This is a genomic window from Azospirillum sp. A29 (genome assembly GCF_042604625.1).
Lineage (GTDB): Bacteria > Pseudomonadota > Alphaproteobacteria > Azospirillales > Azospirillaceae > Azospirillum > Azospirillum palustre.
In genome coordinates this window covers 831,741-846,859 of the sequence record NZ_CP170466.1, presented here as the reverse complement: position 1 = coordinate 846,859, position 15,119 = coordinate 831,741, and the positions used below count along the sequence as shown (strand labels likewise).

General features: G+C 68.4%; 13 protein-coding genes and 1 tRNA gene. 10 read left to right on the top strand and 4 right to left on the bottom strand.

Features of this window, described 5'->3' with window-relative positions:
• The first annotated feature begins 71 nt into the window (after nt 1-71).
• On the top strand, nt 72-794 hold the full coding sequence (locus ABNQ38_RS18795; RefSeq protein ID WP_377809704.1) for a hypothetical protein: 723 nt from the start codon (nt 72-74) through the stop codon (nt 792-794).
• 9 nt (nt 795-803) lie between these two features.
• Here ABNQ38_RS18795 and ABNQ38_RS18790 read toward each other — a convergent pair whose 3' ends face one another.
• From ABNQ38_RS18790 to carA, 3 genes are all read right to left on the bottom strand, one after another.
• A complete protein-coding gene (locus ABNQ38_RS18790; protein WP_377809703.1) occupies nt 804-1,166 on the bottom strand; it encodes an HNH endonuclease in 363 nt (120 codons plus the stop codon).
• Nucleotides 1,167-1,245: 79 nt separating this feature from the next.
• Nucleotides 1,246-2,118 (bottom strand): EamA family transporter, encoded by an 873-nt coding sequence (locus tag ABNQ38_RS18785; protein WP_377809702.1) that lies wholly within the window; start codon nt 2,116-2,118, stop codon nt 1,246-1,248.
• Nucleotides 2,119-2,219: 101 nt separating this feature from the next.
• Complete coding sequence (gene carA, locus ABNQ38_RS18780; protein WP_376958762.1) at nt 2,220-3,392, bottom strand: glutamine-hydrolyzing carbamoyl-phosphate synthase small subunit; 1,173 nt, start codon at nt 3,390-3,392, stop codon at nt 2,220-2,222.
• A 365-nt stretch (nt 3,393-3,757) separates the two neighbouring features.
• Here carA and ABNQ38_RS18775 point away from each other — a divergent pair, with 365 nt between their 5' ends.
• The 7 genes from ABNQ38_RS18775 (at nt 3,758) to ABNQ38_RS18745 (ending at nt 12,264) form a co-directional block, all read left to right on the top strand.
• Nucleotides 3,758-4,222, top strand: coding sequence for a GatB/YqeY domain-containing protein (locus tag ABNQ38_RS18775; RefSeq protein ID WP_377809701.1), 465 nt, complete (start codon nt 3,758-3,760; stop codon nt 4,220-4,222).
• A gap of 224 nt (nt 4,223-4,446) precedes the next feature.
• Entirely contained in the window at nt 4,447-6,354 is a 1,908-nt protein-coding gene (dnaG, locus tag ABNQ38_RS18770) for a DNA primase (protein ID WP_098740181.1), read from the top strand.
• A 199-nt stretch (nt 6,355-6,553) separates the two neighbouring features.
• On the top strand, nt 6,554-8,587 hold the full coding sequence (rpoD, locus tag ABNQ38_RS18765; RefSeq protein ID WP_377809700.1) for an RNA polymerase sigma factor RpoD: 2,034 nt from the start codon (nt 6,554-6,556) through the stop codon (nt 8,585-8,587).
• A gap of 145 nt (nt 8,588-8,732) precedes the next feature.
• Nucleotides 8,733-8,808: transfer RNA gene (locus tag ABNQ38_RS18760), tRNA-Ile, on the top strand.
• A gap of 52 nt (nt 8,809-8,860) precedes the next feature.
• The gene (locus tag ABNQ38_RS18755; RefSeq protein ID WP_377809699.1) at nt 8,861-10,534 is read left to right on the top strand and encodes a tetratricopeptide repeat protein; all 1,674 of its coding nucleotides are present in this window, start codon (nt 8,861-8,863) and stop codon (nt 10,532-10,534) included.
• Between the two features lie 261 nt (nt 10,535-10,795).
• A complete protein-coding gene (locus tag ABNQ38_RS18750) occupies nt 10,796-11,305 on the top strand; it encodes a sigma-70 family RNA polymerase sigma factor (RefSeq protein ID WP_377809698.1) in 510 nt (169 codons plus the stop codon).
• The gene (locus ABNQ38_RS18745; protein ID WP_377809697.1) at nt 11,305-12,264 is read left to right on the top strand and encodes an anti-sigma factor family protein; all 960 of its coding nucleotides are present in this window, start codon (nt 11,305-11,307) and stop codon (nt 12,262-12,264) included. The genes ABNQ38_RS18750 and ABNQ38_RS18745 overlap by 1 nt, the downstream gene beginning before the upstream one ends.
• 49 nt (nt 12,265-12,313) lie before the next feature.
• Here the strand turns inward: ABNQ38_RS18745 and ABNQ38_RS18740 are convergent, their stop codons facing one another.
• Nucleotides 12,314-12,964, bottom strand: coding sequence for an alpha/beta hydrolase (locus ABNQ38_RS18740; RefSeq protein WP_377809696.1), 651 nt, complete (start codon nt 12,962-12,964; stop codon nt 12,314-12,316).
• 139 nt (nt 12,965-13,103) lie between these two features.
• Between ABNQ38_RS18740 and ABNQ38_RS18735 the strand changes: the two genes are divergently transcribed.
• Nucleotides 13,104-13,931 carry an SRPBCC family protein gene (locus ABNQ38_RS18735; RefSeq protein ID WP_377809695.1) on the top strand — a complete coding sequence of 276 codons (828 nt, stop codon included), beginning with the start codon at nt 13,104-13,106 and terminating at the stop codon, nt 13,929-13,931.
• Entirely contained in the window at nt 13,928-15,109 is a 1,182-nt protein-coding gene (locus ABNQ38_RS18730; protein ID WP_377809694.1) for a zinc-dependent alcohol dehydrogenase, read from the top strand. The genes ABNQ38_RS18735 and ABNQ38_RS18730 overlap by 4 nt, the downstream gene beginning before the upstream one ends.
• Nucleotides 15,110-15,119: the final 10 nt, after the last annotated feature.

Below are 15,119 nucleotides of genomic sequence, written 5' to 3'. Positions count from 1 at the left end.
TATCTCTTGCCGCCAAATCTCTTGCCGCCAAATCTCTTGTAGGAGAACGGTTTCCCGGTAACAGTGCTGGGATGACCGTTCGCCTCCTGTTCCTTGCCCTTCCGGCAATTCTTCTGTCCATGTCGCCGGCCGCGGCGCAGTCGAACGGCTGCACCGGATTTCCGCCGGCCACGCTGGACCTCGACACCGTGCTGGCGCCGATCCAGCGCGACGATGCGCTGTCGATCACGCAGCTCACCCGCCTGCCGGGACGCACGCCGGGGCCGGTCAGCACCGCCGACAGCCATGTGCTGGGGCTGACCCAGGCGCGCTACGGCGAGCAGTCCCAGGTGTCGGCCCTGTTCAAGACGATGGGCGACGGCACCTATTGCGCCTCGGCCAGCAAGCTTGCCATCAGTTTCGGCTTCCAGCAGCGCATCGTCCATGTCGCCCGGGAAATCCCCGCCGGCTCCTGCCTGCATGGCGAGGTGCTTGCCCACGAGATGCGCCATGTCGCGGTGGACGAGGCCCTGCTTCAGGAGATGATTCCGCAGATCCGCAGCCGGCTGGATCAGGTGATCGCGGAGATGGCGCCGGTGCGGTCGCGCAGCCAGTCGCAGGCGATGGCGGCGGTCCGCCGGCCGCTCGAATCGGCGATGCGGCGGATCATGCAGGAGTTCGGCCGCGAGCGCGACCGGCGGCAGGCCCAGGTCGATACGGTGGAGGAGTATGAACGGGTCAGCCGGGTCTGCAACGGCGAGGCCCGCAATTACCTGCCGAAACCCGCCACGCGGCGGACAGTCCGCCAGGGCTGACGACAGCGTTCAGCGCATGCGCCGCCGGTCTCTGGTCTGGCGGTCGGTGGCATGGCCGTCGTTGAATTCCGGCGGCTTGCGGCGGACCCAGCGGATGAAGGCGGCGAGGTCGGGATGGCCGCGCAGGGCGTCGATCTCGTGATACTGGTCGCGCAGCTGCTGCTCGGTCAGCACCGCATGGATCTTCGCATGGCAGATCCGGTGCATCGTCACCGTCTCCCGCCCGCCATAGGTGCGGGGGATCAGGTGGTGTTCGTTCAGGCTGGCACCCGGCACCATCGGCCGGCCGCAGAGCGGGCAGGCGGAACGGTCCTCGTCATGTCGGGTGGCGGCTATGGCGATTGCGATGGGCGGGGGCGGCAGGCGGCGCATGATGTCTGGGGCAGGGGCGGACGGGGCGTGCCGGGGGACTTGATGATATGGCGCGATCCCGCCATCCGGAAAGACGCCTTCAGCCTCGCACGTTTGCCGTCGCCGGCGCCGCCTGGGCGCGCTGGCCGACCCAGACGCTGCCGAGCGCCAGCGCCATGCCGGCAATCTGGAAGCCGGTCAGCGACTGGCCGAGGAGCGCCCAGCCCAGCACCACCGCCATCACCGGGCTGAGGAACCCCAGCGGTGCCACCGCCGACGGCTCCAGCCGCGACAGGCCGCGGAACCACAGGATATAGGTCATCGCGGCGCCGATCAGGCCGAGATAGACGAAGCCCAGCAGGTTGGCCGCCGTCGGCACCGGCAGCGCCGGTTCCAGCAGAAGAGCCACCGGCACCAGCAGAACGCCGCCCGCCGTCAGTTGCCAGGCGGTGAAGGTCAGCGGCGACACCGGCGGACGCCAGCGCCGGCTGAGCACCGTTCCCGCAGCCATCGACCCGGCACCGGCCAGCGCCGCCAGTACGCCGATGCCATCCAGCGCGGCGCTGGGCTTCAGCACCAGCAGGGCGACGCCGCCGATGCCGGCCATGGCAGCGGCGACCGCCAGCGGACGGATCGGCGAGCCCAGAAGCGGGCGCGACAGGGCGATGACGATCAGCGGCTGCACCGCGCCCACCGTGGCGGCGACACCGCCCGGCAGGCGATAGGCCGAGACGAACAACATCGCCCAAAAGAAGGAGAAGTTCAGCGCCCCCAGGATCAGCGAGCGCGCCCACCAGCAGCCAAAGGGAAGCCGGCGGACCAGCAGCAGCAACAACAGCCCGGCCGGCAGGGCGCGGAGCAGGGCGACCGTCATCGGGTAGCCCTGCGGCAGCAGCTCGGTGGTGACGATGTAGGTGCTGCCCCAGATCGCCGGGGCTATGGCGGTCAGCAGCAGGTCGGTGGACCGGGCCATGTTCCGGTTCTTCCTCGTTCGATGTCGGGTCCCGGATACCGGTAAAGAAAAAGGGCGTCCCACCGGGACGCCCTTTTCGTCATGGCTGCCGTTCGTAAGCCTCAGGCCGCCTTCTTCTCGGCGATCAACTGGACGAAGCGGTCGAACAGATAGTGGCTGTCCTGCGGGCCGGGCGAGGCCTCCGGGTGGTACTGCACCGAGAAGACCGGCTTGTCCTTCAGGCGGATGCCTTCGTTGGTGCCGTCGAACAGGCTGACATGGGTGACCTCGGCGTCGGCCGGCAGCGTCTCCGGCATCACGACGAAGCCATGGTTCTGGCTGGTGATCTCCACCCGGCCGCTCGCCAGATCCTTCACCGGATGGTTGGCGCCGCGGTGGCCCTGCTGCATCTTGGTGGTCTTGGCGCCCAGCGCCAGCGACAGCATCTGGTGGCCGAGGCAGATGCCGAACATCGGCACGCCGGTGTCGAGCAGGCCCTTGATCGTCGGCACGGCATATTCGCCGGTGGCGGCGGGGTCGCCGGGGCCGTTGGACAGGAAGACACCGTCCGGCTGGTGGCGCATCACGTCCTCGACCGTGGCGGTCGACGGCACCACCGTCACCTTGCAGCCGGCGGCGGCGAGGCAGCGCAGGATGTTGCGCTTGGCGCCATAATCGATGGCGACGACATGGTACTGCGGCTTGTCCAGCGTGGCATAGCCGCCGCCGATGGTCCAGCCGGCCTCGGTCCAGTCGTAGGTCTGGCGGCAGGACACGTCCTTGGCCAGATCCATGCCCTCCAGACCCGGCCAGCCCTTGGCCTTGGCGACCAGCGCCTCGATGTCGAACTTGCCGTCCGGCGCATGGGCGACGACGCCGTTGGGCGCGCCCAGGTCGCGGATGCGGCGGGTCAGGCGACGGGTGTCGACGCCGGTCAGGCCGACGAGGCCGTAGCTCTTCAGCCAGTCGTCGAGATGGCGGGTGGCGCGCCAGTTCGACGGATCGGTGATGTCGGCGCGCAGGATCAGGCCGCGGGCGGCCGGCGTGATCGTCTCGATGTCCTCAAGGTTGGCGCCGGTGTTGCCGATGTGCGGGAAGGTGAAGGTGATGATCTGGCCGGCGTAGCTGGGATCGGTCAGGATTTCCTGATAGCCGGTCATGGAGGTGTTGAAGCACACCTCGCCCACCGAATCCCCCGTGGCGCCGATGCCTCGGCCGCGGAACACGGTGCCGTCGGCCAGGACCAGGACGCCGGTGTGAACCGCATTGTCGGAGGGGGGAGTGGCGAGAGTCATTCCTGTGAACCTTCCCAAAAACCGCGGCCGGCGACGGATCGGGTGATCGGCGGAACGGCGACGGCCTAGCGTCCCGCCGGGCGCGCACACGTAGCCGCTCGCACCCCACATCCGCCGGAATGGGCAGTGACGTGGGATCGAGTGGGCTGATCGGATGGGCCGGACATCCTATATGACGATTGGACGCAGGATTTCCAGCAATAGCTTTGCAAGGCGGCCCTGATCCGTGGACAAAGTCGGACGGTCGCGGGGCACCCATTTGCCGGCTGGGGCTTTTGCCGTGGAAATCGGCGGCCATTTTCGGAATAGTCGGCTGTCCGGCCGGAGCCTCCTATCCCGGCCCGACGAACCAAGGAAGACGGGACATGACACTGCGCACGCAGTTCAACGACAGCCTCAAGGATGCGATGCGCGCGAAGGACCAGCGCGCGGTGTCCACCATCCGCATGATCCTCGCCGGCCTGAAGGACCGCGACATCGAAGCCCGGGGGCGCGGCGTGACCGACGGCATCGACGAGGCGGGCATCCTGTCGATGCTGCAGGGCATGGTGAAGCAGCGCACCGAATCGGCGGCGATGTACGAGCAGGGCGGGCGTCCCGAACTGGCCCAGCAGGAGCGCGAGGAGATCGCGGTCATCGAGCGTTATCTGCCCAGGCAGATGAGCGAGGAGGAGGTTGCCGCCGCCATCGACGCCATCGTGACCGAGCTGGGTGCGGCCAGCATCAAGGACATGGGCAAGGTGATGGCCGAGCTGAAGGCCCGCCACGCCGGCCAGATGGATTTCGCCAAGGCCGGCGGTCTGTTGAAGGCGCGGCTGTCCGGCAAGTAAGGCCGGGCTGACGGGGCGTCGGCAGTAGCGGGGCGGCCAAGCTTCGTCCGAGGCCGGGCCCTCCGATCGGCCGGGTCCCGCTCAGTCGGACGGATGCCGATGGTCCGCCCCATCTGCGCCTCCATCGGCGCCCTTGGGGACGGCGGCCCCGGTTCCCATACTATGGCTCGGCCATAGCCCTGCGCCCTTGCTTCCTATCTATCGTATCCGGTGACCGTTCGACCATGGCTTTCCCGCCCCAATTCCTGGAAGAACTGCGCACCCGGCTGACCCTGTCGGAAGTGGTCTCCAAGCGGCTGCGGCTGATCCGCGCCGGCCGCGAGTACAAGGCCCCCTGTCCCTTCCACAATGAGAAGTCGCCATCCTTCTACGTCAACGACCAGAAGGGCTTCTTCCATTGCTTCGGCTGTGGCGCCCATGGCGACATCATCGGTTTCGTCATGCGTCACGACAATCTCGGCTTCCCCGAGGCGGTCGAGCATCTGGCCGGCGAGGCCGGGCTGCCGGTGCCGCGCCCGACAGAGGAGGACCGCCAGCGTTACGAACGGCGCAAGACCCTGCATGACCTTGTCGAGCAGGCGGCGCGCTGGTTCGAACAGCAGCTGCACACCTCCGCCGGGCGGTCGGGGCTGGATTACTTCCTGCGGCGCGGTCTGGACGGCGAGACCATCGCGCGTTTCCGGCTGGGCTACGCGCCCGGCGATTCGAATGCGCTGCGCACGTATCTCGGCAAGCAGGGCTTCTCCGACGAGGACATGGTCAATGCCGGGCTGCTGAAGCGGCCGGACGACGGCCGGTCGCCCTACAGCTTCTTCCGCAACCGCGTGATGTTCCCGGTCACCGACCGGCGCGGGCAGGTGGTCGCTTTCGGCGGCCGCATCCTAGAGGGCGACGGGCCGAAATACGTCAACACCGCCGACACGCCGCTGTTCCACAAGGGCACGCTGCTCTACGGCCTGTCGCGGGCGCGGCAGGCGGCGGCGGACGGCAAGCCGGTGATCGTCGCCGAAGGCTATATGGACGTGATCGCGCTGGTCCGTGCCGGTTTCGAGGGGGCGGTGGCGCCGCTGGGCACCGCGCTGACCGAAACCCAGGTGCAGGAGCTGTGGAAGCTGATCCCGGCGGCGGAGAAGGTGCCCTTCCTGTGCTTCGACGGCGACAATGCCGGCCGGCGGGCGGCCTGGCGGGCGGTGGAGCGCATTTTGCCGCACCTCGCCCCCGGCCAGTCGGCCCGCGTCGCCTTCCTGCCGGAGGGCGAGGACCCCGACAGCCTGATCCGCGCCCAGGGCGCGAAGGCGATGGGAGCGGTGCTGGAGGCCGCCATCCCGCTGTCCGACGCCCTGTGGCGGATGGAGAGCGAGGGCCGGCCGACCGACACGCCGGAGGCCAAGGCCGCGGTGAAGGCGGCGCTGGAGGCCCGCGTCGCCACCATCGCCGACCGCGACGTCCAGAGTTTCTACCGCACCGAGATGCGCCGCCGTGTCGACGAGGCCTTCGCTCCGGCGCGGCCGGCCTACAACCGCGGGCCGTGGGTGCCGGGGCAGGGGCGGGGACGCTTCGGCGAGGCACCGCGCCGCCATGTGCCGGGCACGCCCGGACGCCTGACCTCCAAGCCGGCAGGGGAGGGGCGCGGCCGCGCCTCCCGCCTCGCATCGATGCGCGAGCGCATTCTGCTGGCCACGCTGATCAACCATCCGGATTTGTTCGGCGAACTGGCGGAGCCGCTGGGGCTGTTGCCATTCGGTGACCCGGAGCTGGAAAAACTGCGCTGGGCGGTCATCGAATGCCTTTCTGACGACCGCAACCACGACTCGACACTTGACGCCGATGCGCTTTGTCGCCACTTGTCATCCGCCGGCCATGAGACAATGGTCGGTGCTTTGCTAGGCGAGTCGACCTATGTCCATGCCGGCTTCGCCCGTCCGGACGCCTCCACGGAGGACGCACGGAAGGGATGGTGGCCTGCGTGGCGGCATCTGCATCACGAGCGGGTGCTCGACGATCTTAGGGAAGCGAAAGCGGCTCTGACCCGTGACAACAGCGAGGCCAACTTCGCGAGGGTCGTGGCTCTTCAGCAGGAGGTCATAAAGTCCGGGATGGGTATCGCGGACAGTGACTTTGACGATATCTGAGTGTTGACGATGCATATCGTCGGCAATCGGATGTCGGTTGATGGATACAGAGGGCAACAGGACGGGGCCGCATGACAGTTTCTGTGATGGCGGGTTCTGGGTAGATACATGGTTGGGGGTGGGGCGGACGGGCCGGGAAACCGGGACCGGGCGCTCCTTTCGTCTTTATTCACTGGGGTAATGCGGGGGCACCGATCGCATGGCCACGAAAGCTGCGAACAGCGTGGAAGTTTCCGAAACGCGGGAGGAATCCGCAGACGGTCCTCTGATGGACGGCATGGGTTTGGCCGTCAAGAAGATGATCGCTCGCGGCAAGGAGCGCGGGTATGTCACCTATGACGAGCTGAACGCAGCGCTGCCACAGGATTCGTCCTCGTCCGAGCAGATCGAAGACACGATGGCGATGCTGTCCGAGATGGGCATCAACATCGTCGAATCGGAAGAGCAGGATTCGGAGAACGCCGGCGAGGGTGCGGGCGAAGGCGAAGGCCGTTCGTCGGGCAACCTCGACGACGACGACATCGGCCGCACCGACGACCCCGTGCGCATGTACCTGCGCGAGATGGGTTCGGTGGAGCTGCTGTCGCGCGAAGGCGAAATCGCCATCGCCAAGCGGATCGAAGCCGGCCGCGAGATGATGATCGGCGCGATCTGCGAATCGCCCCTGACCATCCGCGCCATCCTGGAGTGGCATGATTCCCTGATGGAAGGGAAGATGCTGCTGCGCGACATCATCGATCTGGACGCCACCTATGGCGGCGGCCCGGATGGCGAGGAGCTGCCGGAAGGGCTGGCCGAAGTGGTCGATGCCACTGGCGCCGCCGGAACTGCCGGCACCGCCGCCGCCGCTCCCGCCGCCGCCGCCGGTGCCGATGCGCCGGCCGGAGAGGAAGGCGACGAGCCGCGCCCGCCGCGCGCCGAAGGCGAGGGCGAAGAGGGCGAGGAAGGCGACGAGGGCGACAACAGCCTGTCGCTGTCCGCGATGGAAGCCGCGCTGAAGCCGCAGGTCATCGAGACCTTCGAGAACATCAAGGCGACCTACGACAAGCTGCACAAGCTGCATGAGGCCCGCATGGGCGCGATGCAGCGCGGCGAGGACGTCGGCAAGCAGACGGACAAGAAGTACGACAAGCTGAAGCTCGAAATGGTCGAGCTGATGAACACCGTCCGTCTGAACAACCAGCGCATCGAGCAGCTGGTCGAGCAGCTCTATGGCCTGAACCGCAAGCTGACCGGCTTCGAAGGCCGTCTGCTGCGCATGGCCACCGAGTGCCGGGTGAAGCGCGAGGACTTCCTGAACCAGTATTTCGGCCACGAGCTGGACCCGAACTGGCTGGAGCGCATCCGCGGCCTGAACCCCAAGACCTGGGGCAAGTTCGCGGAGAAGTACGACGGCGAAATCCGCAAGACGCGAGAGTCGATCTCGAACGTCGCCGAGGAAGCGCGTCTGCCGATCAACGAGTTCCGCCGCATCGTCTCCACCGTCCAGAAGGGCGAGAAGGAAGCGAGCCGGGCCAAGAAGGAGATGGTCGAGGCCAACCTGCGTCTCGTCATCTCCATCGCCAAGAAGTACACGAACCGCGGCCTGCAGTTCCTGGACCTGATCCAAGAGGGCAACATCGGCCTGATGAAGGCGGTGGACAAGTTCGAGTACCGGCGCGGCTACAAGTTCTCGACCTACGCCACCTGGTGGATTCGTCAGGCCATCACCCGCTCCATCGCGGATCAGGCGCGGACCATCCGCATCCCTGTCCACATGATCGAGACGATCAACAAGCTGGTCCGCACCAGCCGCCAGATGCTGCACGAGATCGGCCGCGAGCCGACCCCGGAAGAGCTGGCCGAGCGTCTGATGATGCCGCTGGAGAAGGTCCGCAAGGTTCTGAAGATCGCCAAGGAGCCGATCTCCCTCGAAACGCCGATCGGCGACGAGGAGGATTCGCATCTCGGCGATTTCATCGAGGACAAGAACGCCGTCCTGCCGCTGGACGCCGCCATCCAGGCGAACCTGCGCGAGACGACGACCCGCGTCCTGGCCTCGCTGACGCCGCGCGAGGAACGTGTGCTGCGCATGCGCTTCGGCATCGGCATGAACACCGACCACACGCTGGAAGAGGTCGGCCAGCAGTTCAACGTGACCCGCGAGCGTATCCGCCAGATCGAGGCGAAGGCGTTGCGCAAGCTCAAGCACCCGTCGCGATCGCGCAAGCTGCGCAGCTTCCTGGATACCTGATCGGGACATCCGACCGGGAAGCATACTTTTCGAAACGAAGCGGGGGCCAATCGGCCCCCGTTTTCGTTTTCAGGCTTCTGCGTCGGGACGATGAACGAGGGGTTGCAATTCCCCAAAGCTTTGTCGCAAAGTGCGCCCCGCGGTAGGGCCTGTAGTTCAGCGGTTAGAACGCGCCGCTCATAACGGTGTTGTCGTCGGTTCAAATCCGGCCGGGCCCACCACGCCTCCCCGACCGACCCAACACTCTGATCGGGGGCATGGCGGGGCATGGTCGTGGGCGACGTTCTCCAACTCATTCAATCGGCGGCGGCGGCGTTGCAGCGGCGGGAACCGGCGGCGGCGCGCAGGGCGTTGCGGCAGGCGCTGGCGCTCGATCCCGGGCGCGGCGACGGCTGGAGCATCCTCGGCGTCGCGGCCATCGGCAGCGGCGATGCGGTGGGCGCGCTGGCGCCGTTCCGGCGGTCGCTGTGCAGCGCGCCGGGCAATCCCGCCTATGCCCGCAACCTCGCGGCCTGCCTGAAACGGCTGGGCCGGGCGGAAGAGGCGGCGGCCGTCCTGCATCGGGCGGCGCTTGCCGGCGCGCTGGCTCCCGACCTGCTCTGCGACCTTGCCGATCTGCGGCTGGCGAGCGGCGACGCATCGGCGGCGCTGCCGCTTTACCGGGCGGCGCTGCTGCTGGCGCCCGACCATGGGCGCAGCCTGAACAATCTGGCGGAAACCCTGCGCCGGCAGGCCATGCCGGCGGCGGCGACGGAGCTGGCCCGGCTGGCACGGCTTCGCGGCACGGCGCCGGCCTGGGCCGCTGCAGGGGCTGAACTGGTCGAGGCGGGACGGATCGAGGAGGCGCAGCCGGCGCTCTGCCGGGCGCTGGCGCTCGATCCGGCCGATCCGGCCAGCTGGAGCAATCTCGGATTCGCGCATCTGCAACGGCATCGGGCGGAAGCGGCGGTGGCGGCCTTCGCCCATGCCCGCCGCCTCGACCCGGCCCTGGCGGAGGCGGCGGTCGGGCAGGGCAGCGCGCTGATGCTGATGGGGCGCCTGTGCGAGGGGGCGGCGCTCTATGAGGAGAGGGTGCGGCTGCCGCTGTTCCAGCCGCCGCGGCGTTTCGACCGGCCGGACTGGGACGGCAGCATCCGGCCGGGGGCGACCCTGCTGATCCATGCCGACCGTGGCATAGGCGATGTGATCCAGTTCATCCGCTATGCGCTGATCCTGCGGGCGCAGGGGATGCGAGTGCTGTTCTGCGGCCAGGAAAACCTGCTGGGACTGCTGCGGTCCTCACGCATCGTCGACGCCGCCTTCGGCTATGACGAGGACCTGCCGCCCTACGACATGCATGCCCATGTGATGAGCCTGGTCCATCGGATGGGGACCGAGCTGGGCGGCATTCCCGCGGATATCCCCTATCTCCACGCCTCGCAGGCGGCGAAGACCCTCTGGGCCGGGAGGGCCGCGGGTCTGGAGGGGCTGAAGATCGGCATCGTCTGGGCCGGCTCCGTGCATTTCCGCTATGACCGCGTCCGCTCGCCCCGTCTGGAGCCGCTGCTGCCACTGTTCGGCATTCCGGGGACGACGGCGGTGGTGCTCCAGTTCGGGCAGGGGCGCGACGACATGGCCGAATTCCCGCTGCCCGCCGGCACCGTCGATTGGGGCTGCTCGTTGCAGGGCATGGACAACACCGCGGCGGCCCTGGGAGAGCTGGATGTGGTGATCAGCTCCTGCACCTTCATGGCCCATCTGGCCGGTGCGCTGGGGAGGCCGGTGTCGGTGCTGCTGCATGCCGGGTCGGAATGGCGCTGGCTGCGCGGGCGGGAGGAGTCGCCCTGGTATCCGACGGCGCGGCTCTACCGCCAGACGGCTCCCGGCGACTGGTCGGGGCCGGTGGAGCGGCTGCGGGCCGATCTGGCGGCGCTGGCGGAGCGGCGGATTGCCCTGGCCGGCAACTGACGGGGCCGCTCTGAAGCCTTTTCGGCACAAGCGTGGCGGTACCGCACAAATTTTGCTGCAAGCCTCATAAAGTCTGGAATAAAGGATGCGCGGCGCGCGTTCGCACCCATATGCATCGGGTCTCCCATTCGGCCGCAAGGTCGAAAGAGCCGGCCCGGCCTCTGGAGTTGCGGCGCCCTCGTCGTCCCGTCCGCCTTGTCGGCAGAAGGGGAAGGCCATGGCGTGAGCCGTGGCGTGATCGGTTAAGGATCGGGTGCGCGGTTGAGCAAATTCGGGGTCGATCTGGAAGTCCACATCGCGTCCTTGCGGCGCTACGCGCGTGCGCTGATGCGCAACAGCGCGGATGCGGAGGATCTGGTGCAGGAGGCGCTGACGCGCGCGGTGGCGCGCGCCGACAGCTTCCAGGCGGGGACGAACCTGCGGGCATGGCTTTTCACCATCCTGCACAACGTCCATGTCAATCAGGTCCGTTCCAAGGCTGCCCGGCCGCAGGAGGTCGATGTCGACGACGTCGAATCCAAGCTGGTCAGCCCGCCCCGGCAGGAAGAGCGTGTCGAGCTGCGCGAGATGATGCGCGCGGTCGACGAGTTGCCGGAGGAACAGCGCAAGGTGCTGCTTCTGGTGGCGCTGGAGGGCCTGAAATACGACGAGGTCGCCGACATGCTCGGCGTGCCGATCGGGACTGTCATGTCGCGCCTGTCGAGGGCGCGCGAGGCGGTACGGGCGAAACTGGCGAACGAGGGTGCCGTTACCCTCCGGCGGGTGAAGTGATGAACGCGCATCAGGGACTGGGACGGGTCACGGAGGACGAACTCCACGCCTATGTCGACGGGCAGCTGGACGGCAACCGCCGTCTGGCGGTGGAGCGATGGCTGGCCGAGGATCCGGAGGCGGCACGCCGGGCGGAGGATTACCGCGCCCAGGCGACGCTGCTGCACGAGATGTTCGACATCGTCCTGCGCGAGCCGCCGAGCGACAAGGTCCAAGAGCTGTCCGACCGGCTGAAGGGGCGTGTCGCCTTCAACGACAACCGTCCGGCCTGGCATGCCCGTCCGCTGGTGCGCTTCGCCGCGGCGGTGATGCTGGTGGTCGCCGGTGCCGCCGGCGGCTGGATGGGCCGCGGGGTCGACCAGCAGGTCGGCGCTCCCGTCGCCCAGCAGCGCCAGACGCTCGCCACCTTCGCCCAGGAAGCCACCCAGGCGCACCGCTTCTACACCTCCGACGAACGCTTCCAGGTGGAGCTTGGCGCAGACAATCAGGACGAGCTGAACGGCTGGCTGTCGAAGCGGATGGGCCGCGACGTCTTCGGACCGGATCTGGGCCGCATCGGCTATCGCCTGATCGGCGGCCGCTCGCTGCCGACCGACCTCGGCGCCGGCGCGCAGTACATGTACGCCAACGACGGCAACAAGCGGATCACCCTGTTCGTCGGCGCTCCGCAGAGCGGCAACCAGTCGAACTTCAGCTTCACTCAGAACGGCGACGTGGCGACCTTCTACTGGGTCGAAGGGCCGCTGGCCTACGCCCTGGCCGGCCGCTTGTCGAAGGAGGAGCTGCTGGAGATCGCCAAGGCGGTCTATCAGGACGTGAAGGCTGGCCCGCCGCGGCGCGAGGCCCCGCCGGAGCAGCAACAGCAACAGCAACAGCAACAACAGCCCCAACAGCAGCAGCAGGATCAGCCGGCGGGCGTGCAGCCGATCAGCGACACGCACAAGGCCAAGGAGAGCTGAGGGAATTCGAGAGGGGCGCCGGTGGCGCCCCTTGTCGTTTCAGCAGGCCTTACCGTTCCAGCAGGTAAAACTTCAGCCAGTCGCGCACCTCGCGGCAGACCGCCTCCGACGCCTCTTCCATCGCATGGCCGGTGCCGGGGACCAGAACCAGCTTCTTCGGTTCGCCCGCCTTGCGGTGGACGTGGATGGAACAGCTTGCCGGCAGAATCTCGTCCGCCTCGCCGTGGACCAGCAGGATGGGGCAGGACAGGTCGCCGACCGGATCGGTGCCGTAGCCCTGGGTCGCCAGCGTCACCACGGTGCAGACCGCGCCCCGGTTCGACGCCGCCGCCTGGATGACCACCGCGCCGCCGAAGGAATGGCCGACCAGCGCGACATGGTGGATGCCCTGCCGGCCGAGGAAGGTGAGCCCGCACAGCACGTCGTACACCGCCTCCTTGAGGTCGCGCGGATCGCGGAAGCGCAGGCGCAACGAGGCGACGCCGTCGGCGGTGAAATCCGCGGCCAGGCGCGGGAAGAGCCCGCGCGCCGGGCTATCGAACCCGCCGCCGACCCCACCGACCCACAGCACCGCCAGTTCGCCGACCGGCGCCGGGTAGAAGCGGGCCTGGACAGGGCCGCGGTCGGTTTCCAGTGTCACCGGCCGAAAGCCCTCGGCGTCGACGATGCCCATGGTGGCGTCCAGAAGAGGCACGGCCATCCTCCCATCCGATCTCTGCTGTAGAGACTAACAGCGCAGACGCCCCGCGGTTGCCGCTTACCACTGCGGGTGAGGCAACGAAGCCGCAACCCGGCTGTTCTCTGTCCATAGCCTTTGCACAGACGGGAAAGGAGCGGCGATGGCGTCGAACAGTTTGACCGGGCGGGGCGGCCGCTGGCCGCAGCCGGACTCTTTCCTCTCAGGCCTGGGGGCAGGCCTTGCGGGCGCGGGACCGGGCGATGCCGCCACCGGCGGCCGCTGGCTTGCCATGGTCGGCGGCACGGCACTCGGCGTTCTGGGATTGCAGCGGTCGGGCTGGGGCGGGGCGATGATGGCGCTGGGCGGCGCCGGCCTGTTCGCCGCCGGTGCCCTCGGGCTGCGGCCCTTCGGCGAGCGGTCGCTGGGCACGGCACCGAACCCCGGCGCATGGCGCCACCAGGGGCCGGCTACCCGCCGCCGGTCGCTGACGCCGGAACGGACGCAGGCGGTGGTCACCATCGCGTCGGATGCCGGGACGATCTTCCGCTTCTGGCGCAACTTCGCCAACCTGCCGAAGCTGATGCCGCAGTTGGAGCGGGTCGATGTGCTATCGGCGACCGAAAGCCGTTGGATCGCCAAACCCTCGACCCAGTCGGCGGGCGAGGCGCCGAACTGGCGCTGCGTGCTGGACCGCGTCGACGAGGACCGGCTGCTGACCTGGCATACGGCGGGTGAGACGACCCTGCCGCACCGCGCCTCGCTGATGCTCAGCCCGGCGCCGGGCGACCGCGGGACGGAGGTGCGGCTGACGCTGGTCTATCGCGTGCCGGCGACCGAGGTGGCGGCGCTGCTGGGCGTCACGCCGGCGGGACAGGCGGAGGAGGCACTGCGCCGGTTGAAGCAGCGGGTGGAGACGGGCGAGCTGTCCACCATCGAACGGCAGCCGCGCGGCGGAAGCTCCGGCCCCTTCCGGGAGGCGACGGAATGAAGGCGCTCTGCTGGAACGGAACCAACGACCTGCGGGTGGAGCGGGTGCCCGACCCGGTGCTGGTCAATCCGCATGACGTGATCGTCAAGGTGGCGCTGTCGTCGGTCTGCGGGTCGGACCTGCATCTGATCGACGGCTATGTGCCGACCATGCGGCCCGGCGACATCATCGGCCACGAGTTCCTGGGCGAGATCGTCGAGAAGGGGCCGGAGGTCCGTTATCTCAACCGCGGCGACCGGGTCGTCACGGTGTCGATCATCGGCTGCGGCCAGTGCGGTCACTGCCGGCATGGCGAAAGCTCGCTGTGCGACAACTCCAACCCGAACCCGGACCATGCCCGCACCGCCTACGGCCATTGCGGCGCCGGCATCTTCGGCTACAGCCACGCCTTCGGCGGCTATGCCGGCAGCCATGCCGAATATATCCGCGTGCCCTATGCCGACTTCAACGCCTTCCGCGTGCCCGACGGGGTGAGCGACGAGAAGGCGGTGTTCGTGTCCGACGCCGTGCCGACCGGCTACATGGCCGCCGACATGGCCGGCATCAAGCCGGGCGACGTGGTGGCGGTGTGGGGCTGCGGCGGCGTCGGTCAGATGGCGATCCGCAGCGCCACTCTGCTGGGGGCGGAGCGGGTGATCGGTATCGACCGCGTTCCCGACCGGCTGCGCGCCGCCCAGATGAAGGCGGGGGCGGAGACACTGGATTACAGCCGGGTCGACATCTTCGACGCGCTTCAGGCGATGACCGGCGGGCGCGGTCCCGACGTCTGCATCGACGCCGTCGGCATGGAGGCCGACAGCGGGTCGAACGCGGTGGAGGATTTGTACGACCGGGCCAAGCAGGCGGTCGGGCTGCAGACCGACCGGCCGGCGGTGCTGCGCCAGATGATCGAGAGCTGCCGCAAGGGCGGCACCCTGTCCATCGTCGGCGTCTATGGCGGGCTGATCGACAAGTTCCCGATGGGGGCGGCGATGAACAAGGGCCTGACCTTCCGCATGGGCCAGCAGAACGGCCAGCGCTATGCCGAGCGGCTGTTCGAGCACATCCGCAACGGCGAGCTGGACCCCTCCTACCTGATGACCCACCGGCTGCCGCTGGACGACGGCCCGCAGGCCTACCGCATGTTCAAGGAGAAGGCCGACGACTGCCTGCGCGTCGTCTTCGCGCCGCAGGGTTGAAGCGAAGGGA

Bases quoted from the DNA above. Each gene is read 5' to 3' on its own strand.
- ABNQ38_RS18795 (WP_377809704.1), top strand. From the start codon at position 72: ATGACCGTTCGCCTCCTGTTCCTTGCCCTTCCGGCAATTCTTCTGTCC.
- ABNQ38_RS18790 (WP_377809703.1), bottom strand. From the start codon at position 1,166: ATGCGCCGCCTGCCGCCCCCGCCCATCGCAATCGCCATAGCCGCCACC.
- ABNQ38_RS18785 (WP_377809702.1), bottom strand. From the start codon at position 2,118: ATGGCCCGGTCCACCGACCTGCTGCTGACCGCCATAGCCCCGGCGATC.
- carA (WP_376958762.1), bottom strand. From the start codon at position 3,392: ATGACTCTCGCCACTCCCCCCTCCGACAATGCGGTTCACACCGGCGTC.
- ABNQ38_RS18775 (WP_377809701.1), top strand. From the start codon at position 3,758: ATGACACTGCGCACGCAGTTCAACGACAGCCTCAAGGATGCGATGCGC.
- dnaG (WP_098740181.1), top strand. From the start codon at position 4,447: ATGGCTTTCCCGCCCCAATTCCTGGAAGAACTGCGCACCCGGCTGACC.
- rpoD (WP_377809700.1), top strand. From the start codon at position 6,554: ATGGCCACGAAAGCTGCGAACAGCGTGGAAGTTTCCGAAACGCGGGAG.
- ABNQ38_RS18745 (WP_377809697.1), top strand. From the start codon at position 11,305: ATGAACGCGCATCAGGGACTGGGACGGGTCACGGAGGACGAACTCCAC.
- ABNQ38_RS18740 (WP_377809696.1), bottom strand. From the start codon at position 12,964: ATGGCCGTGCCTCTTCTGGACGCCACCATGGGCATCGTCGACGCCGAG.
- ABNQ38_RS18735 (WP_377809695.1), top strand. From the start codon at position 13,104: ATGGCGTCGAACAGTTTGACCGGGCGGGGCGGCCGCTGGCCGCAGCCG.
- ABNQ38_RS18730 (WP_377809694.1), top strand. From the start codon at position 13,928: ATGAAGGCGCTCTGCTGGAACGGAACCAACGACCTGCGGGTGGAGCGG.